Annotated in this window: 21 protein-coding genes; 16 read left to right on the forward strand and 5 right to left on the reverse strand. The window is 41.7% G+C overall.

Translation table 11 applies throughout. From position 1 onward, the window contains the following. Positions 1 to 151 precede the first annotated feature (151 nt). Entirely contained in the window at positions 152 to 577 is a 426-nt protein-coding gene (uspA, locus tag ELZ61_RS01585) for a universal stress protein UspA (RefSeq protein WP_103854345.1), read from the reverse strand. Positions 578 to 800: 223 nt separating this feature from the next. Here uspA and mazG point away from each other — a divergent pair, with 223 nt between their 5' ends. Then, a complete protein-coding gene (mazG, locus tag ELZ61_RS01590) occupies positions 801 to 1,586 on the forward strand; it encodes a nucleoside triphosphate pyrophosphohydrolase (RefSeq protein ID WP_126370965.1) in 786 nt (261 codons plus the stop codon). A gap of 169 nt (positions 1,587 to 1,755) precedes the next feature. On the opposite strand, the gene ELZ61_RS01595 is transcribed toward mazG, so the two are convergent. After that, a complete protein-coding gene (locus tag ELZ61_RS01595) occupies positions 1,756 to 2,400 on the reverse strand; it encodes a tellurite resistance TerB family protein (RefSeq protein WP_126370966.1) in 645 nt (214 codons plus the stop codon). 160 nt (positions 2,401 to 2,560) lie between these two features. Next, a complete protein-coding gene (gene ilvC, locus ELZ61_RS01600; RefSeq protein ID WP_126370968.1) occupies positions 2,561 to 4,042 on the reverse strand; it encodes a ketol-acid reductoisomerase in 1,482 nt (493 codons plus the stop codon). 365 nt (positions 4,043 to 4,407) lie between these two features. Between ilvC and ilvY the strand changes: the two genes are divergently transcribed. Together ilvY and rarD are read left to right on the forward strand one after the other, a co-directional pair. Continuing rightward, positions 4,408 to 5,286, forward strand: coding sequence for an HTH-type transcriptional activator IlvY (ilvY, locus tag ELZ61_RS01605; RefSeq protein ID WP_126370970.1), 879 nt, complete (start codon positions 4,408 to 4,410; stop codon positions 5,284 to 5,286). Between the two features lie 35 nt (positions 5,287 to 5,321). After that, the gene (rarD, locus tag ELZ61_RS01610; protein WP_126370973.1) at positions 5,322 to 6,206 is read left to right on the forward strand and encodes an EamA family transporter RarD; all 885 of its coding nucleotides are present in this window, start codon (positions 5,322 to 5,324) and stop codon (positions 6,204 to 6,206) included. A gap of 153 nt (positions 6,207 to 6,359) precedes the next feature. On the opposite strand, the gene ELZ61_RS01615 is transcribed toward rarD, so the two are convergent. Beyond that, positions 6,360 to 8,261 (reverse strand): ABC transporter ATP-binding protein, encoded by a 1,902-nt coding sequence (locus ELZ61_RS01615; RefSeq protein ID WP_126370975.1) that lies wholly within the window; start codon positions 8,259 to 8,261, stop codon positions 6,360 to 6,362. Between the two features lie 188 nt (positions 8,262 to 8,449). Here ELZ61_RS01615 and ELZ61_RS01620 point away from each other — a divergent pair, with 188 nt between their 5' ends. From ELZ61_RS01620 to ELZ61_RS01630, 3 genes are read left to right on the forward strand one after another with little or no spacing between them, the layout of a single operon-like run. Then, a complete protein-coding gene (locus ELZ61_RS01620; RefSeq protein WP_103854285.1) occupies positions 8,450 to 8,704 on the forward strand; it encodes an oxaloacetate decarboxylase subunit gamma in 255 nt (84 codons plus the stop codon). Positions 8,705 to 8,728: 24 nt separating this feature from the next. After that, entirely contained in the window at positions 8,729 to 10,564 is a 1,836-nt protein-coding gene (gene oadA / locus ELZ61_RS01625; protein ID WP_126370977.1) for a sodium-extruding oxaloacetate decarboxylase subunit alpha, read from the forward strand. Between the two features lie 13 nt (positions 10,565 to 10,577). After that, positions 10,578 to 11,882 carry a sodium ion-translocating decarboxylase subunit beta gene (locus ELZ61_RS01630; RefSeq protein WP_126370978.1) on the forward strand — a complete coding sequence of 435 codons (1,305 nt, stop codon included), beginning with the start codon at positions 10,578 to 10,580 and terminating at the stop codon, positions 11,880 to 11,882. Between the two features lie 116 nt (positions 11,883 to 11,998). Here ELZ61_RS01630 and ELZ61_RS01635 read toward each other — a convergent pair whose 3' ends face one another. Further along, entirely contained in the window at positions 11,999 to 12,757 is a 759-nt protein-coding gene (locus ELZ61_RS01635; RefSeq protein ID WP_126370981.1) for a DeoR/GlpR family DNA-binding transcription regulator, read from the reverse strand. A 255-nt stretch (positions 12,758 to 13,012) separates the two neighbouring features. On the opposite strand from ELZ61_RS01635, the gene ltnD reads away from it, so the two are divergent. From ltnD to ELZ61_RS01685, 10 genes are all read left to right on the forward strand, one after another. Continuing rightward, positions 13,013 to 13,921 (forward strand): L-threonate dehydrogenase, encoded by a 909-nt coding sequence (gene ltnD / locus ELZ61_RS01640; protein ID WP_126370983.1) that lies wholly within the window; start codon positions 13,013 to 13,015, stop codon positions 13,919 to 13,921. A 1-nt stretch (position 13,922) separates the two neighbouring features. Further along, positions 13,923 to 15,164 carry a 3-oxo-tetronate kinase gene (gene otnK / locus ELZ61_RS01645; protein ID WP_126370985.1) on the forward strand — a complete coding sequence of 414 codons (1,242 nt, stop codon included), beginning with the start codon at positions 13,923 to 13,925 and terminating at the stop codon, positions 15,162 to 15,164. Then, a complete protein-coding gene (otnC, locus tag ELZ61_RS01650) occupies positions 15,161 to 15,793 on the forward strand; it encodes a 3-oxo-tetronate 4-phosphate decarboxylase (protein ID WP_126370987.1) in 633 nt (210 codons plus the stop codon). Before otnK ends, otnC begins: the two co-directional genes overlap by 4 nt. 2 nt (positions 15,794 to 15,795) lie before the next feature. Beyond that, on the forward strand, positions 15,796 to 16,578 hold the full coding sequence (gene otnI / locus ELZ61_RS01655; protein WP_126370989.1) for a 2-oxo-tetronate isomerase: 783 nt from the start codon (positions 15,796 to 15,798) through the stop codon (positions 16,576 to 16,578). Positions 16,579 to 16,644: 66 nt separating this feature from the next. Continuing rightward, positions 16,645 to 17,331, forward strand: a complete 687-nt coding sequence (locus ELZ61_RS01660) for a cyclase family protein (protein ID WP_115248746.1) — start codon at positions 16,645 to 16,647, stop codon at positions 17,329 to 17,331. Positions 17,332 to 17,387: 56 nt separating this feature from the next. Then, a complete protein-coding gene (locus tag ELZ61_RS01665) occupies positions 17,388 to 18,107 on the forward strand; it encodes an MIP/aquaporin family protein (protein ID WP_126370991.1) in 720 nt (239 codons plus the stop codon). A 52-nt stretch (positions 18,108 to 18,159) separates the two neighbouring features. Beyond that, the gene (denD, locus tag ELZ61_RS01670; protein WP_126370993.1) at positions 18,160 to 19,107 is read left to right on the forward strand and encodes a D-erythronate dehydrogenase; all 948 of its coding nucleotides are present in this window, start codon (positions 18,160 to 18,162) and stop codon (positions 19,105 to 19,107) included. A 9-nt stretch (positions 19,108 to 19,116) separates the two neighbouring features. After that, positions 19,117 to 20,583, forward strand: a complete 1,467-nt coding sequence (locus ELZ61_RS01675) for a GntT/GntP/DsdX family permease (protein ID WP_126370995.1) — start codon at positions 19,117 to 19,119, stop codon at positions 20,581 to 20,583. Positions 20,584 to 20,641: 58 nt separating this feature from the next. Continuing rightward, entirely contained in the window at positions 20,642 to 21,994 is a 1,353-nt protein-coding gene (locus tag ELZ61_RS01680; protein ID WP_126370997.1) for a carboxylesterase family protein, read from the forward strand. Continuing rightward, positions 21,991 to 23,790, forward strand: coding sequence for an alpha/beta hydrolase (locus ELZ61_RS01685; protein ID WP_126371000.1), 1,800 nt, complete (start codon positions 21,991 to 21,993; stop codon positions 23,788 to 23,790). Before ELZ61_RS01680 ends, ELZ61_RS01685 begins: the two co-directional genes overlap by 4 nt. Positions 23,791 to 23,908: the final 118 nt, after the last annotated feature.

Consider the following 23,908-nt stretch of genomic DNA (forward strand, 5'->3'; position numbering starts at 1 on the left):
ATTCGTTGTGAATTGTGCTATTTTGGCACATTTTTTGCAATTTAGAAAAAACATTTTTCAATCCTAAAAATAAAAAGGACCTGCACTTTTAGTGATGAAATTCTTCATCGCCAAAGTACAGATCACAAGTGAGAATAAATCAGCTAAATTACTATTCTTCGCGTAATGGAACAACTAACATATCAACATTAATAGTATTCATTACTTGGCGAGTAGAAGACATCAATTTGCTCCAGAAATCTTGGTGATGACCGGTTACTAATAAATCCACATCATATTTATCAATAGCGTCAGCCAAAACCTGTCCTAAATCACCGCTACCACTTAATTTCTCTGAAACAGGATAACTAGATTGCTCCGCTAATTGCACCAACGCTTGGTGAGTTTCAGTGGAAATACGGTCTTGCATTGAAGACATATTCACATCAATTAACCCCGTATAAAGATCAGAGAAATTTACATCAACGTGGATAATGGATAATCTTGCCTCATTGCGTTTTGCAACACCCGCCGCTTTTTCCACTAAGAATGCACTTTCTTCAGAAAGATCAACAGCAACTAAAATGTGTTTGTACATAACTAACTCCTTATCTTCTTGAGAGGTTAATCAACTTCTTTTATGGTAATACTAACACTAGTGCTATAAAAAAAATATGCACTGGATCACGTTTTAGAAAAAACATTTATTTTTATTTGTAAAAAAATAGCAATCCGCCATAAATTTTTACTCAAGCCCGCTAAACATTGTGCTATTATCGCCCCACTTCTTGCACGCCAACCGCAACAAATAAAGGACCAAAATGAACCATTCTATTCAAGATTTTGTACAACTCATTGCCAAACTACGCGATCCAAATGGAGGCTGTCCTTGGGATCTAGAGCAAACTTATCAATCAATGATCCCTTGCTTATTAGAAGAAAGTTATGAAGTGGTCGAAGCCATTGAACAGCAAAACACAGCAAATTTGCGCGAAGAACTGGGCGATTTACTGCTCCAAGTGGTCTTTTTCAGCCAACTTGCCAAAGAAGATAAGTTGTTCACCTTTGATGATGTGGTCAATGGAGTGGCAGAAAAAATTCTGCGCCGCCACCCACACGTTTTTGGTGAAGAAAAAGCCCACAACGAACAAGAAGCGCTCAGCCATTGGAACAAGGTTAAAGCGGAAGAAAACAAAACTCGTCAATCCATTTTAGACAACATTCCCCACGCTTTCCCTGCCTTAATGCGCGCAGAAAAATTACAAAAACGCTGCGCCAAAGTGGGATTTGATTGGGATAACGTGCAACCTGTAATCGCCAAAGTGCAAGAAGAATTACAAGAAGTGCAAGCTGAGCTTGCTCGCCCACAACAAGATCAGGCAAAAATTGAAGAAGAAATCGGTGATTTGCTTTTTTCTGTCGTTAATTTAAGCCGCCATTCAAAAACTGCGCCAGAAGAAGCCTTACGCAAAGCCAATCAAAAATTTGAACGCCGTTTTCGTCAACTAGAAACCTTAGCAAAACAGCAAGGAAAATCTTTACAAACCAGCACACTAGCAGAACTTGATCTATTGTGGGACGAAGTGAAAAAACAAGAAAATAAGTAAAAATTCCACCGCACTTTAATTTTTCCTCGTTCTTCTTTAATCTCCCGCTAACTTCTCTTTACAAAAACGGGAGATTATTTCTTTATTGCATCAATCCATAAACCATAAAAATAAAAAACGGCGTGTTGTTTAAACACACCGTTTATTTCAAACGCAATTCTTGAAGAAATTAGAAGCCGGCTTGTTTTTCTAATTGTTCAACTAAAGCATCATCAAGATTTAACGCCGTGGCAAGATTAGCAAGAAAAACAATTTCTTTACGATCTAACTCACCGCACACCACACGAGCTGCCAAATAAACTTGTGAAGCCAAGGCTGTGTCGTTGCCTACTTGTTGTGCAATTTGTGCGATAGAAATAGGTTGCTCAATTTGTTGCTGCAACCAGTGATAGACTTCAGGATCATTGCCCGCTTCCGTGATGATGAGTTGTTTTTCCTCATCGGTAATCGCCCCATCAGCAGCCGCCGCTGCAATCATCGTTTGCAAAATTAACTGCCCTGAAGTTGCTTTTTCTGCGGTACCCACAAAGGTTTCTTCGCTAAGCGTGGAATCAAGTGCGGTAGAATTTTGTGAATTTTTTTGCTGATATTGTTGATAAGCCTGATAGGCTAAGCTACCTAGTGCCGCAAGAGAACCTAACTTTGTCAGACTTGCTCCACCGTTACGTCCAAAAATCATTGAAAGTAAGCCAATCGCTGCTGCACCGCCGCCTACTTTGGTAATTTTATCTGCGGTGGAATTGCCGTTCATTGTTTTGCCTAACTGATCTTTAGCTACGTTGAATACTTGATTTAAAATTTGGTTAAAGTCCATAGAAGTTTCCTCTCGTTATCATCTTTCCTAATATTGTCAATTTATTCGCCAATTAGTTCATTTTATTTTGCCCATTAGAGAAAGTGCGGTGCATTTTTTGCAAATTTTTTATCAACAAAAAAGCCAGCATCATAGCTGGCTTTCTATTTAAAACAAGTGATTATCCTTGTGAAGAAATGCGTTTCATATCTGTCATATAACCACGCAATTCTTGACCGATTAGCTCAATTGGGTGGTTGCGGATTGCATCATTCACATCGCGTAAAGTGATGTTGTCGATTTCCACCGTTGGTGTTGGTTCACCTAAATCACCGCGTTGCAAATGTTGCATTACCGTTTTGGCTAAAATTGGGGTTGCTACATTAGCGAATAAATAGTTACCGTATTCCGCCGTGTCTGAAATTACCACGTTCATTTCGTATAAGCGTTTACGCGCAATGGTGTTGGCGATTAATGGTAATTCGTGTAAGGATTCATAATAAGCAGATTCTTCAAAAATACCTGCAGAAACCATGGTATCGAACGCCAATTCTACGCCGGCTTTTACCATTGCTACCATTAATACGCCGTTATCAAAATATTCTTGTTCGCTGATTTTGATTCCGTCCGCTTTTGGTGCATTTTCAAAGCCAGTTTTGCCCGTTTCTTCACGCCATTTTAATAGGTTTGCATCGCCGTTTGCCCAGTCTTCCATCATCACACGAGAAAACTCGCCGCTGATAATGTCGTCCATATGTTTTTTGAATAAGAAGTCTAATTCTTGCTTAATTTCTTCCGCAAGTTCAAAGGCACGCAATTTCGCACTGTTAGATAAGCGATCCATCATTAAAGTGATACCGCCTTGTTTGAGTGCTTCGGTGATAGTTTCCCAACCGAATTGCACCAATTTTCCAGCATAAGCAGGATCTTTGCCGTCTGCGACTAATTTGTCATAGCAAAGGATTGAACCGGCTTGCAACATATCGCAAAGAATGGTTTGCTCACCCATTAAGTCAGATTTTACTTCTGCCACGAATGAAGACTCTAACACGCCGGCACGGTGTCCGCCTGTGGCTGCCGCCCAAGCCTTAGCAATCGCCATACCTTCGCCTTTCGGGTCATTTTCAGGGTGAACCGCGATAAGCGTTGGCACACCAAAACCACGTTTATATTCTTCACGCACTTCTGTTCCTGGGCATTTTGGCGCAACCATCACAACGGTAATATCAGGACGAATTTGCTCACCCACTTCCACAATGTTCAAACCGTGTGAATAACCTAATGCCGCACCTTCTTTCATTAAACCCATTACATCTGCAATCACTTTGCTGTGCTGTTTATCAGGGGTGAGATTAATCACTAAATCCGCAGTAGGGATTAATTCTTGATAAGTGCCCACTTTGAAACCGTTTTCAGTGGCACGTTGGAAAGAAGCACGTTTTTCTGCAATGGCCTCAGGGCGTAGCGCATAGCTGATGTCTAAGCCTGAATCACGCATATTTAAACCTTGATTTAACCCCTGCGCACCACAACCTACGATGACAATTTTTTTGCCTTTTAAGAAATTCGCTTCATCAGAAAACTCTTCACGATCCATAAAACGACAGCGACCTAATTGGTCTAACTGTTGGCGCAAATTTAATGTATTGAAATAATTAGCCATTTTTTTATCCTTTTGGTTAAGTTGGTTTACAAAATAATCAATGACAGATTATACCTTTATAAAGATTGCGTAAATTGATATTATTGGAACTTAATGTTGCGGTTTCTGCAATATATAGTTAGTAAATTAATGTTGTTGATCATTCCCCGTGTAAATTGCCTGAGCAAAAATAAAATTTTTAGAAAAGTAACGCCTGAACGCAGCGTAGCGAGTATGGGCTTACTTTTCGTTAAGAAAATTTTATTGGTGCGAAGAACAGCAATTTAGTCGGGGTTCCTTTTTCTTTGCTTACTTTCTTTTGGGAAAGCAAAAGAAAGTAAGTCGCCAACGGCGAAATCCGTTATTCATATAAAAGGAAAAAACCAATGAACTTCCAAGATCTAAAACTTTTCATCGACCTAGCGGAAAATAAAAATTTCGCTAAAACTGCAGGGCAGCATTATATGTCGCCCTCCACCCTTTCACGGCAAATTAAACGGCTTGAAGAAGAACTGGGTGAGCCGTTGTTATTGCGTGATAACCGCAAAGTTTCGCTCACTCCAGCAGGCGAGCTATTTTTGCAATTTGCTTATCCACAATGGCAACAATGGCAATCTTTAAAACAGCAATTTCGTTCTAATCAGCAGGAACTGCAAGGGGAGCTGCGCTTATTTTGCTCGGTAACGGCGGCTTATAGCCATTTGCCGCAAATGTTAGAAAAATTCCGCTTGCGTTATCCTAAAGTGGAAATTCAGCTCACAACAGGCGATCCTGCGATGGCGCTAGAGATGATTCAAAGCCAGCAAGTGGATTTAGCCCTCGCAGGGCGGCCAGCACACTTACCGCAAAATGTGATGTTTCATCATATTGATGATATAACCCTTTCTCTTATCGCCCCACGCGTTGCCTGTGCCACCACACAATTATTGCAACAAACCCCCATTGATTGGCAAAAAATCCCCTTTATTTTGCCGGTGGAAGGACCTGCTCGACAGCGGATTGATCAGTGGTTTCAACAGAAAAAAATCAAACACCCGAAAATTTATGCCACCGTATCAGGACACGAAGGGATCGTGTCAATGGTGGCGCTTGGTTGCGGCGTGGCGTTATTGCCTGATATTGTGATCCAAAATAGCCCGCTTAATTTACAGGTTTCCACTTTGGAGATTGATATTCCTGTACAGCCATTCGATTTAGGGATTTGCGTACAAAAGAACTTACTCAATTTGCCCTTAGTTCGTGCATTTTGGCAAATGTTGGGGTAAAGTGCGGTAAGAATTTGGTGAATTTTAGGTGGATTATGGTAAAAGGTATCGGTTTTTCTCTTTTGGCCTCAATGTTGTTTGGCTATATTTATTATTTTTCCACATTATTATTGCCATTAAGCGGCGAAGATATTTTTGGCTATCGTGTTGTTTTTACAGCACCTTTTGTGATTGCCGCCGTGTTCATTTTCCGCCAAAAATATATGTTGATCGCTCACCTAAAACGCATCAAAGCACAACCTTGGTTATTGCTGGTTTTTTTGTTTAACGGCAGCATTATGGGCTTTCAAATGTGGCTTTTTTTATGGGCACCAAACAACGGCGGTGCATTGAGCGTTTCCCTTGGTTATTTGCTACTGCCCCTCGTTTTAGTGGCGGCAGGGCGAATTTTCTTTAAAGAACGCATTTCCCCGCTGAAATTTCTTGCCATCATCATCGCTGCCATTGGCATCGCCTTTAACATTAGCGCAAAGGGCGGACTTTCTTGGGAAAGCATTGCCGTTTGCACTTACGCCGTTTATTTTATGGTTCGCAAATGGTTCGGCTTTAACGACATCACCAGCTTTGCCATTGAAATGGTATTGACCTTGCCCGTGTGTATCTATTTCGCCGCGCAAGTAAACATTGCAGAAGTGCGGTTGGTTAATCCGAATATTTTATCGTTATTATTTCTGCTCGGCTTACTCAGCGGCATTGCCTTTAATGCTTACATCGTTGCCAGCAGCCTATTGCCGATCAACGTGCTAGGATTACTCGGCTACGCTGAACCCATAATGATGCTCGCCGTTTCCCTATTCATCGGAGAAAATATTGACGCCGAAAATTACCCGCTCTTTTTATCTTTAATGATCGGTATGGGGCTGATCATCATTGATGGATTACGAGCAATGCAACGAAAAACAGTTCCCCCCATTTCCTAAACGCCCTCATATTTTCCATACAAAAGGAAATATAAAGTGCGGTGGAATTTTGCGGAGTTTTTATCGCAACAGACTATCCTTAATAGAAAGAAACAAAAGGGCGAATCATTCGCCCCAAAAAATCCTAAAAAAGCACCGCACTTTTGTTTTAGCTTAACTGCCTAATATCGTTTCAATCTCTTCCTGCACAGCAAACCACTCCATTTCGACTTCGTCTAGCTGTTTTTTGTATTCCGCTTGGTCTTTTAAAAGTGCGGTGAGATTTTCTTTCATTTCTGCTTGGTATAGATCACCGTTGGCGAGCTGTTGCTCAATGTCTGCCAGCTTTTGTGATAGGGTTTCCATTTTGCTTTCCCATTGGGCGAGAGATTTTCGCAATGGTGCGAGCTGTTGGCGAAGTTCTGCTTCTTTACGTTTTTGCTCTTTACGATTTTGGCTATTGCTTTCTGTTTTGCCAGAAGATTGGCTTTGGCTATTTTGTTCGTTGAGCCATTTTTGATAATCGTCTAAATCGCCTTTAAACTCTTCCACTTGCCCATCGTGAACCAAATAAAATTCATCAACGGTGTTGCGTAATAAATGGCGGTCGTGGGAAACAATCACTAATGAGCCTTGATAATCCACCAAGGCTTCGGTTAGGGCTTGGCGCATATCTAAATCTAAATGGTTGGTCGGCTCATCTAATAACAATAAATTTGGTCGCTGCCAAACGATTAATGCCAACACCAAACGTGCCTTTTCGCCGCCTGAAAAGGTGGCAATAGGCTCATTCACTTTATCGCCGTGAAAGGCGAAACTGCCGAGATAGGTGCGTAATTGTTGCTCCGTTTGTTGTGGGGCGAGCTGCTGCATATGCCAAAGAGCGCTTTCTTCCGCACGCAAGGTATCCAGCTGATGTTGGGCAAAATAACCAAGCTGTACGCCTTTTGCGAGCTGAATATTGCCAGAAAGTGCGGTGATTTCTCCCGCTAATAATTTAATCAGCGTGGATTTTCCTGCGCCATTTTTACCGAGCAAACCAATGCGCGAACCGGGAACGAGATTTAATTTGATTTGTTTCAGAATTTCCGTGGTTCGCCCGTTATTTTCATAACCTGCACTGACTTTTTCCATTGAAAGCAATGGGTTAGGCAACGCTAGCGGCTCACGAAATTCAAAAGTGAATGGATTATCCACATAAGCCGGGGCGATGAGTTCCATTTTCGCCAACGCCTTGACACGGCTTTGTGCTTGCTTTGCCTTGCTTGCTTTGGCTTTAAAGCGGTCAATATATTTTTGTAAATGCGAGATTTTTTGCTGTTGCTGACGGTATAACGCCGTTTGTTGGGCTAATTTTTCCGCCCGTTGTTTTTCAAAAGAAGAATAATCACCGGTGTATTCATTTATTTTTTGATTTTCAATGTGCAGAATTTTGTCCACCACAGGATCGAGAAAATCGCGATCGTGTGAAATCAGCACCAGCGTACCTTGATATTGTTGCAACCAACGTTCAAGCCAGATCACTGCATCTAAATCCAAGTGGTTGGTGGGTTCATCAAGTAGCAGTAAATCCGAGGGACATAGCAAGGCTTGTGCCAAATTAAGACGCATACGCCAACCGCCAGAAAAGGCACTTACCGGCTGGCTAAGTTCTTCTTGGCTAAAGCCTAATCCATTTAACAAAGCCGCCGCGCGAGCTTGGATTGTCCACGCATCAATGGTATCTAATTGTTCGTGAATGCGCGCAATGGCATTGCCATCATTGTTTTGATTGGCTTGCTCTAACTGTTGCTGTAATGCCACATATTGGCGATCGCCTAAAATAACATAATCCAAGGCGGAAATAGCAAGGGCTGGCGTTTCTTGGTTTACCCAAGCCAGTTGCCAGTTTGTGGGGTAACTCACTTCACCGCCCTCTGCACTAATTTCTTTTTTTAATAAGGCAAGTAGCGAAGATTTGCCACAGCCATTTTTACCCACTAAGCCCACTTTTTGCTTAGGATTAATGGTGGCGTTGGCATTTTCTAGCAAGGTCGTTTGCCCACGTTTTAACGAAAGATTGGTAAATAAAATCATTAAATTTCGGTTTATCTCTGATCAGCAAAGGGGTTATTTTCCACGTTTTTATAAAAATTGCCAATTATTCCAAATTTTTATTGGAAAATTTTTAAAAACCCTTTTCAACAATGTGATCTAGTTCAATTTTTTTCAATGAAAAACAGGCTATGATACGAAACGCTGTTTTACATCTTTGAGGTATAAAAATGACAAACGCTGAACTTATGCAAGAAGGCATAAACCTGATGCTTTCAGGAATGGGGTTCGTGCTGGTTTTCTTGTTAATCCTAATTTTTGCCATTGGATTAATGTCGAAACTGGTAAACCGCTTTTTTCCTGAGCCTGTTCTCACCCAGCCTTCCCCGATAAAAGCACAATCCACTCAAACAGATGATTTAGAAAGATTACGCCCAATTATTGTGGCGGCGATTGCTCATCATCGCCGTAATCAAGGGCTTTAAATTGATTAATTTGGAGAAAATACAATGACTGTTGAAAAGAAAAAAATTGCCGTAACTGATGTTGTGTTGCGTGATGCGCACCAATCCCTTTTTGCGACCCGTTTACGCCTTGATGATATGTTACCTATTGCTGCTGAACTTGATGAAATTGGCTATTGGTCGCTTGAAGCTTGGGGCGGCGCAACCTTTGACGCTTGTATTCGTTTTTTAGGGGAAGATCCTTGGGTGCGTTTGCGTGAACTCAAAAAAGCAATGCCAAAAACGCCATTACAAATGTTATTGCGTGGGCAAAATTTGCTTGGCTATCGCCATTATGCTGATGATGTGGTAGATCGCTTTGTGGAACGTGCCGTGCATAACGGAATGAGCGTGTTCCGTGTGTTTGACGCAATGAACGATCCACGTAATATGCAACAAGCCCTGAAAGCGGTACGCAAAAATGGCGGCCACGCACAAGGCACACTAAGTTATACCACAAGCCCCGTGCATACTTTACAAACTTGGCTTGATACCACAGAACAACTGTTAGAAATTGGTATTGATTCCCTTGTGATCAAAGATATGTCGGGCATTCTCACGCCAAATGAAGCCTATCACTTAGTTAGCGAAATAAAACAACGCTTTGATGTGCAACTTCATCTTCATTGCCACGCCACCACGGGAATGGCAGAAATGGCATTGTTGAAAGCCATTGAAGCGGGCGTGGACGGCGTAGATACTGCCATTTCTTCAATGAGTGGCACATACGGACACCCCGCCACGGAAGCCCTTGTTGCCACCTTAAAAGGCACGCCATATGACACGGGGTTAGATATTCAAAAATTAGAGAAAATTGCCGCTTATTTCCGTAATGTGCGTAAAAAATACCATAAATTTGAAGGCCAATTAAAAGGCGTGGATAGCCGTATTTTAGTGGCACAAGTGCCGGGCGGAATGCTCACTAACCTTGAAAGCCAATTAAAACAGCAAAATGCGTCCGATAAATTGGATTTAGTGTTGCAAGAAATTCCAAAAGTGCGGGAAGATTTGGGCTATATTCCATTGGTAACGCCAACCTCGCAAATTGTTGGAACACAAGCGGTGATCAACGTGCTAATGGGTGAGCGTTATAAAACCATCGCTAAAGAAACCGCTGGAATTTTGAAAGGTGAATACGGTCGCACGCCTGCCCCAGTGAATGCCGAATTGCAAGCTCGTGTATTGGAGGGTGCAGAGCCGATCACCGATCGCCCAGCGGATCACCTTGAGCCTGAAATGGAAAAACTCACCGCCGAAATCAAACAGCAAGCCAAAGAGAAAGGCATCAAACTGTCTGATAATGAAATTGACGATGTGCTTATTGTAGCATTGTTCCCACAAGTGGGTTTGAAATTCCTTGAAAATCGTGGCAACCCTGATGCTTTTGAGCCAGCACCAAGTGTGGAACAAGCGCCAGAAAAAACTTCACAAAAAACCACCGCACCTGTAAACCAATCTGCCGCTGGCGCAGCGGTTTATACGGTGGAATTAGAAGGCAAAGCCTTTGTGGTGAAAGTAAGCGAGGGTGGCGATATTAATCAAATCACCCCAGCTGCAACACCATCAGCTCAACCTGCACAAACAGCTCCACAGCCTGCCGCGCCGCAAGCCACACCGCAAGCAGCAAATGGTACGCCAGTGAATGCGCCAATGGCAGGCACTATTTGGAAAGTGGTGGCAACCGAGGGGCAACAAGTGGCAGAGGGTGATGTTTTGCTCATTCTCGAAGCAATGAAAATGGAAACCGAAATTCGTGCTTCGCAAGCGGGAACGGTGCAAAATATTAGCGTGAAAGCTGGTGATGCCGTTGCCGTGGGCGATACCTTATTAACGATTGCATAAGTGCGGGGTAAAAATGGAAAGTATTTTGTCTTTACTGCGTGGAATGGGCATTATGCACCTAGAGTGGGGACAGGCAGTGATGATTGCCGTCAGCCTGCTACTCTTGTGGCTTGCCATCGCACGCAAATTTGAACCCCTGTTATTGTTACCCATTGGCTTTGGTGGATTGCTCTCTAATATCCCTGAAGCAGGCTTAGCAATGACGGCATTGGATAACCTTTTGCATAACGGCACAGCTGAGCAACTTGCCATTGTAGCAAGCAAACTCGGTACCATTGCTGATCCTGCGTCCATTAAGACCGCACTTAACAATGCGCTGCCCTCTGTACAAAATGAATTGGAAGTAATGGCTGGGGATATGGGCTATTCCGCAGGCGTGTTGGCGTTGTTCTACAAAGTAGCGATTGGCTATGGCGTTGCACCGCTGATTATCTTTATGGGTGTAGGGGCAATGACCGATTTCGGCCCATTGCTCGCCAACCCACGCACGCTCTTATTGGGCGCAGCGGCACAGTTTGGCATCTTTGCTACGGTGTTAGGTGCATTAGGCTTAAACTGGCTGGGTATTATCGACTTCACCCTGCCACAAGCCGCCGCAATCGGCATTATTGGTGGAGCAGACGGCCCAACCGCCATTTACCTTGCGAGCAAACTCGCCCCTGAATTATTAGGTGCGATCGCCGTGGCAGCCTATTCTTATATGGCGCTCGTGCCATTAATTCAGCCGCCGATTATGAAAGCGCTCACTTCACAGCAAGAACGCAAAATCCGAATGGTGCAACTGCGCACTGTAAGCAACCGCGAAAAAATTCTTTTCCCGATTGTGCTATTAGTGCTGGTGGCGTTGCTCTTACCTGATGCTGCGCCATTATTGGGAATGTTCTGTTTTGGTAATTTAATGCGCGTCAGTGGCGTGGTGGAACGCTTAAACGACACCGCACAAAATGCGCTGATCAACATCGTTACCATTTTCCTAGGGCTTTCCGTTGGCGCGAAATTGGTGGCGGATAAATTCCTCCAACCACAAACCCTTGGGATTTTATTATTAGGAATGATCGCCTTTGCTATCGGCACCGCATCTGGCGTATTAATGGCGAAATTAATGAACCGCTTTAGCAAAAATCCAATTAACCCATTAATTGGCGCAGCGGGGGTTTCTGCCGTACCAATGGCCGCACGCGTTGCCAATAAAATTGGTTTAGAAGCCGATCACCAAAACTTCCTACTAATGCACGCAATGGGGCCAAACGTTGCAGGCGTTATTGGATCTGCCATCGCAGCAGGGGTAATGCTGAAATATATTTCAGCAATGATGTGATATAAAAGAAATAAAGCCAACTTTTATTTTAAGTGGCTTTATTTCTCGTTATAGAATTATCAAAATATAACTAAAGTTATTTCTCCTACCTCGTATCACTTTGCATAGCCTAACAACTAACCTAGAATCAACTCAATCTTCCTTTCCCGAATGGCGGTTTGGGCATTATCCAATAAATCTTTATCGCAAATAATGCTATCGAATTGTTCCAAGGCACAAATATGAAAAGTGGCACTTTTGCCGTATTTCGAGGAATCAGAAACCAGAACCTTTTTTTGGCTCGATTGTAAAATCGCCCGTTTGACAGGCAGCTTGCTTTCATCGGGGGTGGTGAGCCCTTTTAAATTCCACGATGACGTTGAGATAAAGGCAATATCAATCGAAAGCTGTCTTAAGAGTTGGGCGGCTAGTTCGCCAACGGAAGAATAATTGGCTTTGTTCACCGTTCCGCCGCAATGAATAAGGCGGCATTGTCCGTTTTTCATTAGAAAATCTGCGATAATAAAATCATTGGTTACCACCAAGAGATCTTCTCTATCTACAATTCGATGGGCGATTTCAAGTGTGGTTGTGCCTGCATCTAAATAGATTGTGGTGTTTTGGGGAATGGATTGTGCTGCGAACGCCCCGATCTTTTCTTTTTGCAAGGTGGAAAGCAAGGATTTTGCATTATGCGTTAGTTCATCGGATAAATGTTCCAACAATTTCACCCCGCCAGACACAGATACCACCAGCCCTTCTTGCTCCAATTTTTGAATATCGCGGCGAACGGTCATATGCGATACGCCCAATAACTCCACCAACTGCGTAATACTAATGATGTGGTGCTGGCGGATAAGGTTCAGTAATTGCTTTTGTCGCTCTGCTGGGATCATTTTATACTCCGAAAGGATTAATTTCTCTCATTATAACGCGTTGATTTTAAAATAATACTGCCTTATACCGCATTAACCTGTTATTTTATGCTTATTTTTTTGAACAAAATATCCAATCTAACACCATTCCTCCAAAAAACTTTTCAAAAATTAACAATATTTAACAATAAATGTTAAATATTGTGATCTTTATCGCAGTTTTTTATTTCAAAATAGATAAAATGAGTTACATCTTAATCATTGTTACAAAGGAGAATGGGTATGAAAAATTATTCAGTTGCCGTTATTGGTTTGGGCGCAATGGGTATGGGCGCTGCAAAATCTTGCGTAAATGCTGGCTTGGATACCTATGGCGTTGATCTCAATCCAGTCGTACTACAAACCTTAAAAGATCATGGGGCAAAAGCCGTTGGAAAAAGTGCGGTAGATTTTGCACAAGAATTAGATGCTGTGGTGTTATTGGTAGTCAATGCCGCGCAAGTTAAGGCGGTGTTGTTTGGCGAAAATGGTTTAGCACAGCACTTAAAACCAGATACAGCAGTAATGGTTTCTTCTACAATTTCTGCACAAGATGCGAAAGAAATTTCACAAAAATTAACAGAGTTAGGTTTACTTATGTTAGATGCGCCTGTTTCTGGTGGCGCTGCAAAAGCTGCGGCAGGAGAAATGACAGTAATGGCATCAGGTTCAAAACAAGCTTTTGAGAAATTACAGCCTGTATTAACTGCCGTTGCAGGTAAGGTTTATAACATCGGTGAAGAAATTGGTTTAGGCGCAACCGTGAAAATCATTCACCAACTCTTGGCTGGTGTACATATTGCCGCAGGTGCTGAAGCAATGGCTTTAGCGGCTAAAGCAGGTATTCCGCTTGATTTGATGTATGACGTTGTGACCAATGCGGCAGGTAATTCTTGGATGTTTGAAAACCGAATGAAACACGTTGTCGAAGGGGATTACACACCACTTTCAATGGTTGATATTTTTGTTAAAGATTTAGGCTTAGTGAATGACACGGCAAAATCGCTCCATTTCCCACTGCACTTGGCAAGCACGGCTTATTCAATGTTTACAGAAGCAAGCAATGCAGGCTATGGAAAAGAAGATGACAGCGCAGTGATTAAAATTTTTAGTGGTATCGAGTTACCCAAAAAGGAGGGAAATTAAGATGTTAGGTGTAATTGCAGATGATTTTACTGGTGCAAGTGATATTGCCAGTTTCCTTGTAGAAAATGGGCTTCGCACCGTTCAAATGAATGGTGTACCAACACAGCCTTTGCAAGATAGCGTTGATGCCATTGTCATTAGTTTGAAATCCCGTTCAAATCCAGCGAATGAAGCGATTCAACAATCTTTACAAGCGTTAGATTGGTTAAAGCAAAATGGCTGTTCACAGTTTTATTTTAAATATTGTTCCACCTTTGATAGCACAGAAAAAGGCAATATTGGGCCTGTTACAGATGCGTTATTAAAGGCGTTAAATGATGATTTCACGGTGATCACGCCGGCATTACCGATTAATGGTAGAACGATTTTTAATGGCTATTTGTTTGTGGGCGATGTGCTACTTAATGAATCTGGAATGCGCAACCACCCAATTACGCCAATGAAAGATGCCAATTTGCTCCGTTTAATGGATTCTCAAGCAGAAGGAAAAACGGGCTTAGTCGCTTATGCTGACATCATTCAGGGTAGTGAACAAGTTAAGGCGCGTTTCGCAGCATTAAAACAACAAGGCTGCCGTTATGCCGTGGTGGATGCCGTTGATAACCAACAGCTTGCGGTTTTAGCTGATGCTGTGGCTGATTTCAAATTGGTAACAGGCGGTTCTGGACTTGCAGCTTATATGGCTGCGCGTTTAAGTGGAGGTAAAAAAGGAGACAATGCGTTTACCCCAACAAAAGGAAAAACTGTCGTGTTGTCAGGCTCTTGTTCGGTAATGACTAATCAACAAGTAGAAAATTATCAGAAAAAAGCACCGCACTTATTCCTTGATGTAGAACAAGCCATTAATCATCCTGATTATGCGGACAAGCTATATCAATGGACGATGGAAAATTTAGATTCACCATTAGCACCAATGATTTATGCCACCGTTCCCCCTGAAAAACTTAAAGCTATTCAAAATGAATTTGGTGCAGAACGCGCCAGTCAGGCTATTGAACAAACCTTTGCGCGTTTGGCGGAAAAATTGAAAAACGCAGGCGTAACCAATTTCATTACGGCTGGTGGTGAAACATCTAGCATTGTGGTACAGCAACTTGGTTTTAGCGGTTTCCATATTGGTAAACAAATTGCGCCAGGTGTGCCTTGGTTAAAAGCGGTGGAAGAACCGATTTATCTTGCCTTGAAATCGGGCAATTTCGGCAAAGTAGATTTCTTTGAGTTTGCACAAGGAATGGCTGTATGACAGAACTAGAACAAAAAATTGAAATGGTGAACCTTGCTCGCTCATTTTATGAACGTGGTTATAGCGTTGGTGGAGCGGGAAATTTATCTGTTCGTTTAGATGAAAATCGGATTTTAGTGACGCCAACAGGTTCATCTTTAGGACGGCTTGTAGTAGAAAAATTATCTGTAGTGGATATGCAAGGCAACTGGCTTGCAGGCGATAAGCCTTCTAAAGAATATGTTTTTCATTTGACGTTATATCAGAACAATCCGCAATGCAATGCGGTGGTTCATCTTCATTCTACTTATTTAACCGCACTTTCTTGCTTGCAAGGGCTAGACCCCGACAACGCCATACGCGCCTTTACCCCTTACTATGTGATGCGTGTGGGGAAATTGCCCGTCATTCCGTACTACCGCCCCGGTGATGTCAATATTGCACGCGAATTAGGGGAACGTGCCTTATCGGGCAACGCCTTTTTATTGGCAAATCACGGCGTGGTGGTTACAGGAACAAGCTTGGTTGATGCTGTGGATAACACAGAAGAATTAGAAGAAACCGCCAAACTGTTCTTTATCTTAAAAGAACAAAATATCCGTTATCTCACTGATGCGGAAGTGAAAGATTTAGAAAACAGGGGGAAATAATTATGCCAAAATTTGCAGCTAATCTCACAATGATGTTTAACGAAGTGCCGTTTTTAGATCGCTTTGCCGCAGCAGCAGAGGCGGGCTTTCGTTATGTCGAATACCTGTGGCCCTATGATTATCCTGCCGAAACCTTAAAACAGCGGTTAGATCAGTTCGGCTTGAAACAAGTGCTATTTAACACCCCAGCAGGCGATGTGAGTCAAGGGGAATGGGGCGTTGCCGCTATTCCCGGACGGGAAGCCGATGCTCGCCGTGATATTGATTTAGCGTTGGAATATGCCCTTGCCCTAAATTGCCCAAATGTTCACGTGATGGCGGCAGTTGTGCCTGAAGGGGCGGATCGTGAGGCTTACAAAGCGACATTTATTGAAAATGTCCGTTATGCCGCAGAAAAATTTAAACCTCACGGCATCAAGGTATTACTTGAAGCCCTTAGCCCTGAAGTGAAACCGAATTATTTGCTTAAAAGCCAATACGATACGTTAGAAATCGTTGAGTTAGTTGATCGTGATAACGTGTTTGTACAGTTAGATTATTTCCATGCACAAAATGTTGATGGCAATTTATCCTGCTTAACGGACAAACTTGCTGGCAAATTTGCTCATATCCAAATAGCTTCCGTTCCTGATCGCCACGAACCCGATGAAGGGGAAATTAACTATCAATATATTTTCAATAAATTAGATGAGATGGGTTATGAGGGTTATGTTGGTTGTGAATACAAACCAAGAGCGAAAACCGAAGAAGGATTAGATTGGTTCGAGCCTTACAAAAAGGCATAGTACATTGCTTGCTAGGGTAAATTTCTAGCAAGCCCTTATCCACGTTGATGAACAAGGAGAATCATTATGTTTATGTTTCTATCTCACCCTTTAGATCCGAAAGACGTTGCTTGGCCCGGTGAACCTGTTGTGAAAGTAACCAGATGCACGGATGTTACTGAAGATTGCCCATTTAGTAGTTTTATTAGTGAAATACCCAATCATTGTGGCACCCATATGGATGCACCACGCCATTTTGTCAAAGATGGATTGAGTATTAATGAACTACCAATAGATTATTTTTGCCATAAAAAAGTGGCTCTCATTGAAATACCAAAAGGAGAAGCAGAAGGGATCACGAAAGAAGATTTAATGCCTTACGCTGAGATTTTATCGCAAGTGTCTTTTGCCTTTTTACGCACAGGTTTTGAAAAATATCGTACAGAAAACCCCGCACTTTACCAAAATGAAGGTCCTTATATTGCGACCAGTGCAGGAAAATATCTCTCAGATAACTTTCCAAATTTAAAAGGGGTTGGCATTGATTTCCTTGCTTTAGGCTCTCCATCATCACGCGTACCAGACAGTGAAAATCCAAAACATTGTCATCAAGCTATTTTAGGTTATCACACAGGTCGTTTTACTACTGTTATTGAAGATATGCATCTCGCAGAATTACCGCGCAATGCCAATATTGTGCAATTTTTCAACGCGCCATTGCGTATTGTAGGGTTAGATTCTAGCCAAGTAACTTGCATTGTTGAGCTTGAATAATCTGTGAATAGGTGCGCTGAAATGTGCATCTATTTTTTTAGCAAAAGGAGATGGTTATGGAAAATCTTAACCTTTACCTTGGAGAATTGGTCGGTACAGCCTTTTTTATGGTATTAGGATTGGGCGTGTGTGCCAATATTTCCTTAAAAAAATCTGGAATGTATGGTAGTGGCGGTATTGTCGCTGCTTGTGGTTGGGGGCTTGCAATGGTTTCTATTGCAGTTATTTTCGGCCCACTCACGGGCGCTCATGTTAATCCTGCGGTAACAATTGGTTTTTGGGCTGTTGGGCGTTTTCCCGCTCATTTAGTTGCTGGATATATTATTGCACAGTTAATCGGTGCATTTATTGGTGCGCTAATAATTTGGCTATTATTCAAAGATCATTTAGATGAAGAAGATAACCAAAATAGTAAATTAGGTGTTTTCGCAACCATTGCATCTAATCAAAACAACTGGCGTAACTGTCTTTCTGAAACTGTTGCCACTTTCTCTTTGCTGTTCATTTTATTCGCATTAGGGCATCAAATTCCTGCTAATGGTATGGCGATGTTTTTTGTCTTTGCCGCTGTTGCTGGTGGGGTGATGTCTTTTGGTGGATTAACTGGCTATGCCATTAATCCCGCTCGAGATTTTATGCCGCGATTAGTCCATCACATTATGCCAATTAAAAATAAAGGCCACTCTCGCTTTGAATATGCTTGGGTACCTATTGTTGGGCCAATTATTGGGGCTTATTTAGCTGCATTGTTATATCGAGCTTTATTTGTATCTTAATTCATAAACTTCATTTTACATTTATCCACTTCTCATCGAAAAGGAGATCATAATGAATATTGTCATCACAGGTGGACAAGGATTTCTTGGACAACGTTTAGCAAAAACATTACTCAAACAGACCGCACTTCCGATTGAAGAACTCGTGCTGATTGATGTGGTAAAACCCGTTGCGCCAAACAATGATCCAAGGGTGCGTTGCGTAGAAATGGATTTACGCAATCCGCAAGGATTAGAGAAAATTATTACAGAAAAAACCACCGCACTTTTTCATTTAGCCGCGATTGTGAGTAGTCACGCAGAACAAGATCCTGATTTAGGTTACGAAATTAACTTTCTTGCCACCCACCATTTATTAGAAGCCTGTCGCAGAACCAATCCGAATATTCGCTTTGTTTTCTCCAGTTCTTTAGCGGTGTTTGGCGGTGAGCTCCCCCCTGTGATTACAGACAGCACAGCGGTAACACCACAATCTACTTATGGTTCACAAAAAGCAATGTGTGAGCTGTTGATTAATGATTACAGCCGTAAAGGCTTTGTTGATGGTTTGGTGGTACGTTTACCAACCATTTGTATTCGCCCAGGTAAGCCGAATAAAGCAGCATCTTCATTTGTAAGTAGCATTATGCGTGAACCTTTACACGGTGAAGACAGTATTTGCCCTGTATCAGAAGATCTCGGTTTATGGCTTTCTAGCCCAAATACCGTAGTAAACAACTTCATTCATTGCTTGCAATTAGCCAAATTACCAGCGCGTAGTTGGCATATTGTGAATTTGCCAGGATTTAGCGTTTCAGTGAAAGAAATGTTAGCCGATCTTGCAGAAATAAAAGGACGCGACATTTTACAGCACGTCAAATTCCAATTCGATCCGCAAATCAATGACATTGTCGCTAGTTGGCCTGCACAAATTGATAACCATAAAGCTTTAGCATTGGGTTTTAAAGCAGATGAAGATTTTAAATCCGTGATTCAACAATTTATTCAATATGATATGTAAGGGGGCAATATGTTTGGTTTACCTACGCCAATTATTGGCTTAATCATTGCTGTTTTTGTACTGGTTTATTTAGTTTTGAAGACGCGTGTTCACGCCTTTATTGCGATGCTGATTGCCGCTTCGATCGCAGGGCTTATTGGCGGAATGAACGCCACAGAAACGCTCGGGGCAATCTCCAAAGGCTTTGGTGGTACGCTTGGCGGAATCGGGATTGTGATCGGGCTGGGCGTGATGATGGGGAGCATTTTAGAGGTCTCAGGTGCGGCAGAAAAAATGGCATACAGCTTTATCAAAATGCTCGGCAAGAAAAAGGAAGAATGGGCATTAGCCATTACGGGCTATATCGTCAGTATCCCGATTTTTGTGGATTCCGCCTTTGTGATTTTGTATCCCGTTGCCAAAGCACTTGCAAAAAATGGTAAACGCTCGCTATTAACACTTGGCGTTGCACTTGCGGGTGGTTTAGTCGTTACACACCATACCGTGCCGCCAACACCGGGGCCATTAGGGGTTGCGGGATTATTTAACGTAGATATTGGTGCGATGTTATTAGTAGGAATGTCGATGGCAGCCTTTCCTGTGATTGGTATTGTTCTCTATGCAAAATGGCTCGATAAAAAATACCCTGACTTTAATCAACAAGTCTTCACTCAAGAAGAATTGAAACAAAAATATGATGATTACATTGAAAGTCGCGAAAAGAAAAATCTACCAAGTTTAGGGCTTTCTTTGCTGCCAATTTTATTACCAATTGTGTTAATTTTTATCAAAGCGATTTTAGATTTAATCGCGAAAGGAAATCCAGATTTATCCCACAACGTGGTTTATCAAGCCTTTATTTTCCTTGGTCATCCAATCATTGCTTTAGCGATGAGTGTGTTGATTTCTGTTTATGCGTTATTGCCAAAAGTGGACAGAAATACCACCGCACTTCATTTAGAAGAAGGGGTGAAAACTGCAGGTATTATTTTATTAGTAACCGGTGCAGGTGGTGCATTAGGTGCGGTATTGCGTGAAAGCGGTGCGGGGGCAGAACTTGCTAAACAAGTGGCATCTTTACCCATTTCACCAATTTTAATTCCATTTATCGTTTCTACCCTTGTTCGCTTTATTCAAGGTTCTGGCACGGTTGCGATGATTACAGCAGCATCCATTTCTGCCCCTATTTTAGCGCAAATCCCAGGGGTAAATATGTTACTTGCCGCTCAAGCTGCCACAATGGGATCACTTTTCTTCGGTTACTTCAATGACAGTTTATTCTGGGTAGTAAACCGTATGATGGGCATTAGCGATGTGAAAAAACAAATGATTGTTTGGTCTGTTCCAACCACGATCGCTTGGGCAATTGGCGGTTCTATGGTGATTTTCGCTAACCTAATTTGGGGTAATGATGGTTCGTTATTTGACTTAATTTTACCTTTAGGTGTGCTTGGCGGAATCTTACTTTATGTAAACCGACAAAATAAACAACTTTAACCTTAAATAAATTCCGTGTGTTGTTTTCAATACACGGAATTTTTCTAATGGAGGAAATATGAAAAAGTGCGGTCTTTTATTATGTAGTTTTTTATGCTTGCTCAATATCGCCAATGCCAATGATCAGCCACAAGCAGCAAATAGCCCCATAAAGATGACGTTGATTGGCGAAATTACCGAGCAAGGACAAAAAATTAGCGGTATTGCTTTAGAGTATGAGGACAATATTTTATCGGGATCAAACTTACGCCAGCTGTATCAAGTGCAAACTCAATTAGATCAACAAGCACCGATTTCTCGAACTGTTTTAAAAGCCTATGTGAATAATCAAGCACAAAAATCTCATCAATCAAATGCAGGGAAATTTGTCATCATTGAGTTAGATACGCAAGATAAAAACGCCATTCCTTATAATTTGCGTGAAGAAAATACGCAGCCCATGACATTTAAGGCAAAAGATAAAAATGGCGAGATTGTTTTAGTAGAAAAAATTCAACGTGCAAAAGTGCCTCAATATTACAATGATCGATTAATTTATCAGGTTGAACAAACAGGCTTGCTTAAATTAACGAATGGCAAAACCTTAGATAAAACAAGTATTAAATCAGCCACGCAAAAAACGATTCATACCCCTTATCTAGATGAATTTATTGCCAAAACGGTAAAAGGAAATCCTGCTGAAAACCAATTAGCTTATCGCTTTTATCGCCCACAACTTAACGCCAATCAAACTTATCCACTCACCCTATTCTTACACGGTTCAGGGCAAGTTGGGAAAGACAATCTTGCACATTTATTGTCTAGCAAAGGGGCGATTGCAACCTTAACTTATGAAGCAGGATTTGTACTTGCACCACAATATCAAACGGTATTTGATCCTTTTGCACCACAAGATGGTATTCATTGGCAAACCGATAATCGTCTTGATCTAGTTCTTAAAATGATTGATCACACCTTAAAAAATGAACCGCAAATTGATCCCTCACGAATTTATTTAATTGGGCTATCGCGTGGTGCAGAAGGAGCATTAAAACTGCTACAGAAACGACCGCACTTTTTTGCTGGGGCTTTATTAATGAGTGGACGAGAAGCGAACACATTAGAATGGATAGATGGCAATGCAAATATTGCCAATCTATCAATGCTCAAAAATGAAAATATTTGGTTTTTTCATAGCAAAGAAGACAAAGTTTCCCCCGTGCGTGGCTCAAGGATTAACTACGCCATTTTGCACGACCAGCTCAATGCGAAAAACGTCCACTACACCGAATTTACCATGCAACAAGCGGGCGATAACGGCATCGTAAACGCCAACCCACACAACACTTGGGACGCAGTGTTTAACAGCCCCGAAGTCATTCAATGGCTGCTACACCAACGCCGCACCACTAACGAGGAGAAAACAAAATGAACGCAAAAACCAGTTATATCATTGCTTTGATATTTCTTGCCATTACCCTATTGGCTTCTTATGTAGGCTTTCAAATTGAGCGTGATTTTGGGCGTATTGATGTACAAACAATCACGATTCCCACAGAAGAAAAACAACCGATGGTCGCAAAACTGTATCGTCCCATATCTGCTACTGCTCAAACACCAAAACCGGCATTATTAGCTTTACACGGTTATCAGAGTGATAAGGAAGCCACCAATACCTTCGGGGTGTTAGAGTTAGCCAAACGTGGATTTGTTGTACTCGCCATCGATCATTTTGGACACGGTTATTCCACCAAATTACCCGCTGCCAACAAAACCATCAGCGGGGCGAATAACGGCTATCAATATTTGAAAACCTTACCCTTTGTTGATAAAGATCGACTTGGTATTTTTGGACATTCGACAGGCGCATTAAATGCGATTCGTGTCGCAAAATTAAACCCTGATCATAAAGCCGTAAACGGGTTAAGTAGTAATGGCGGCGATTCAGAGTTACATAATTATTTGCTTACACAAGGTTTATATGAAGAAATTGGTGGCTACCGTGAGAAAACATTTCCCGTCAAAGATCTTGTCAATCACCCCGCACGTTTAAAAGCCTTTTCTTTGCCTGAAAATGCAACCTTGCAATGGGATCAGACTTATGGTTCTTTTGATAAAGGAACTGCAAGACGTGCTGCATTGGTTGATGGCACGCATCTTGGTGTAATGATTGCTGAACAAAGTAATAAAGAAGCAATCCTATGGTTTAACCAAGCCTTACAAAATGGGGTAAAAGATCAAGATTGGGTTGATCCTGATGATCAAACCTATTGGTACAAAGAGTTCTCAGGCTTGATCGCATTGTTTAGTGCCATTCTTTCTGCGCTATTTTTAATAAATGGATTATTAAAACGTCCGTATTTTTCTGCAATCACTCAGCAAATTTCTGAGAAAACTACGCTATCTACTAGAAAATGGTGGATCTTTGCTGGCATTAATATTGTACTCACAATGTTACTTTATCCTATTTTTACTCAATGGGGCGGTGCCAATGAACCTATTGCTGCAACACTTGAGTTTATGCCCCTTGAAATGGGAAATGGTATTATTAGCTGGCTTTTAGTCAGTGCGGTAATAAATTTGCTCTTTTTTGTATTATGGAAAAAAGCTAATCCAATCGTTTCATTACAAGAATTTGGCGTGCTTAATCACGCAAGTATCGGTTTGAAATCATTGGTGCTACGCTCGTTATTGTTAAGCACCATTGCCGTAGGTTACCTTTATATTTTAACTTGCCTTGTACACACTTGGTTAGGCGTAGAATTGCGTTTTCTATGGCCACTTTTAAAACCACTCACCCTTGAAAGAGCGGAACTATTTATCGTTTATTGGTTACCAATTTTGCTCTTTTTCTTTGCTTTCAATGGATTAATCATTGGCGTGCAAATGAAACAACCATTACAGAAAACATTTTCTGCCACATTAATGCGTTGGTCGATAAAAACCGTTATTTTTGCCGTCAGCGGTCTATTTATTTTATGGTTATTCCACTTCATTCCTGATTTTATGCAAATTGGACCGGGCTTTGACTTGGTTGGCTTACCGCAATTTGGTGGACGTTGGATGATGATGCTCGCCGTAATCATTCCACAATTTATTGTATTCATTATTATCAACCATTGGTGTTATCTCAAAACAGGGTACATTTATCTTGGCGTGTTCTTTACTTCAATGCTAATGGCGTGGATTTTAGTTGGCGGACAAGTTATTGGGCGGTTTTTGGCGTAAAGATCAAGAGTAAAATACAAGGGGCGTATGCGACACGCCCCTGAGGTTAGATTAATAATTCCGCCTTATCAAAAATCATCTATCCAAAACCTGTTTTAAAGAATAAAAGTGCTGTGTT

It is taken from the genome of Avibacterium volantium, from assembly GCF_900635775.1.
In the GTDB taxonomy this organism is placed as follows: domain Bacteria; phylum Pseudomonadota; class Gammaproteobacteria; order Enterobacterales; family Pasteurellaceae; genus Avibacterium; species Avibacterium volantium.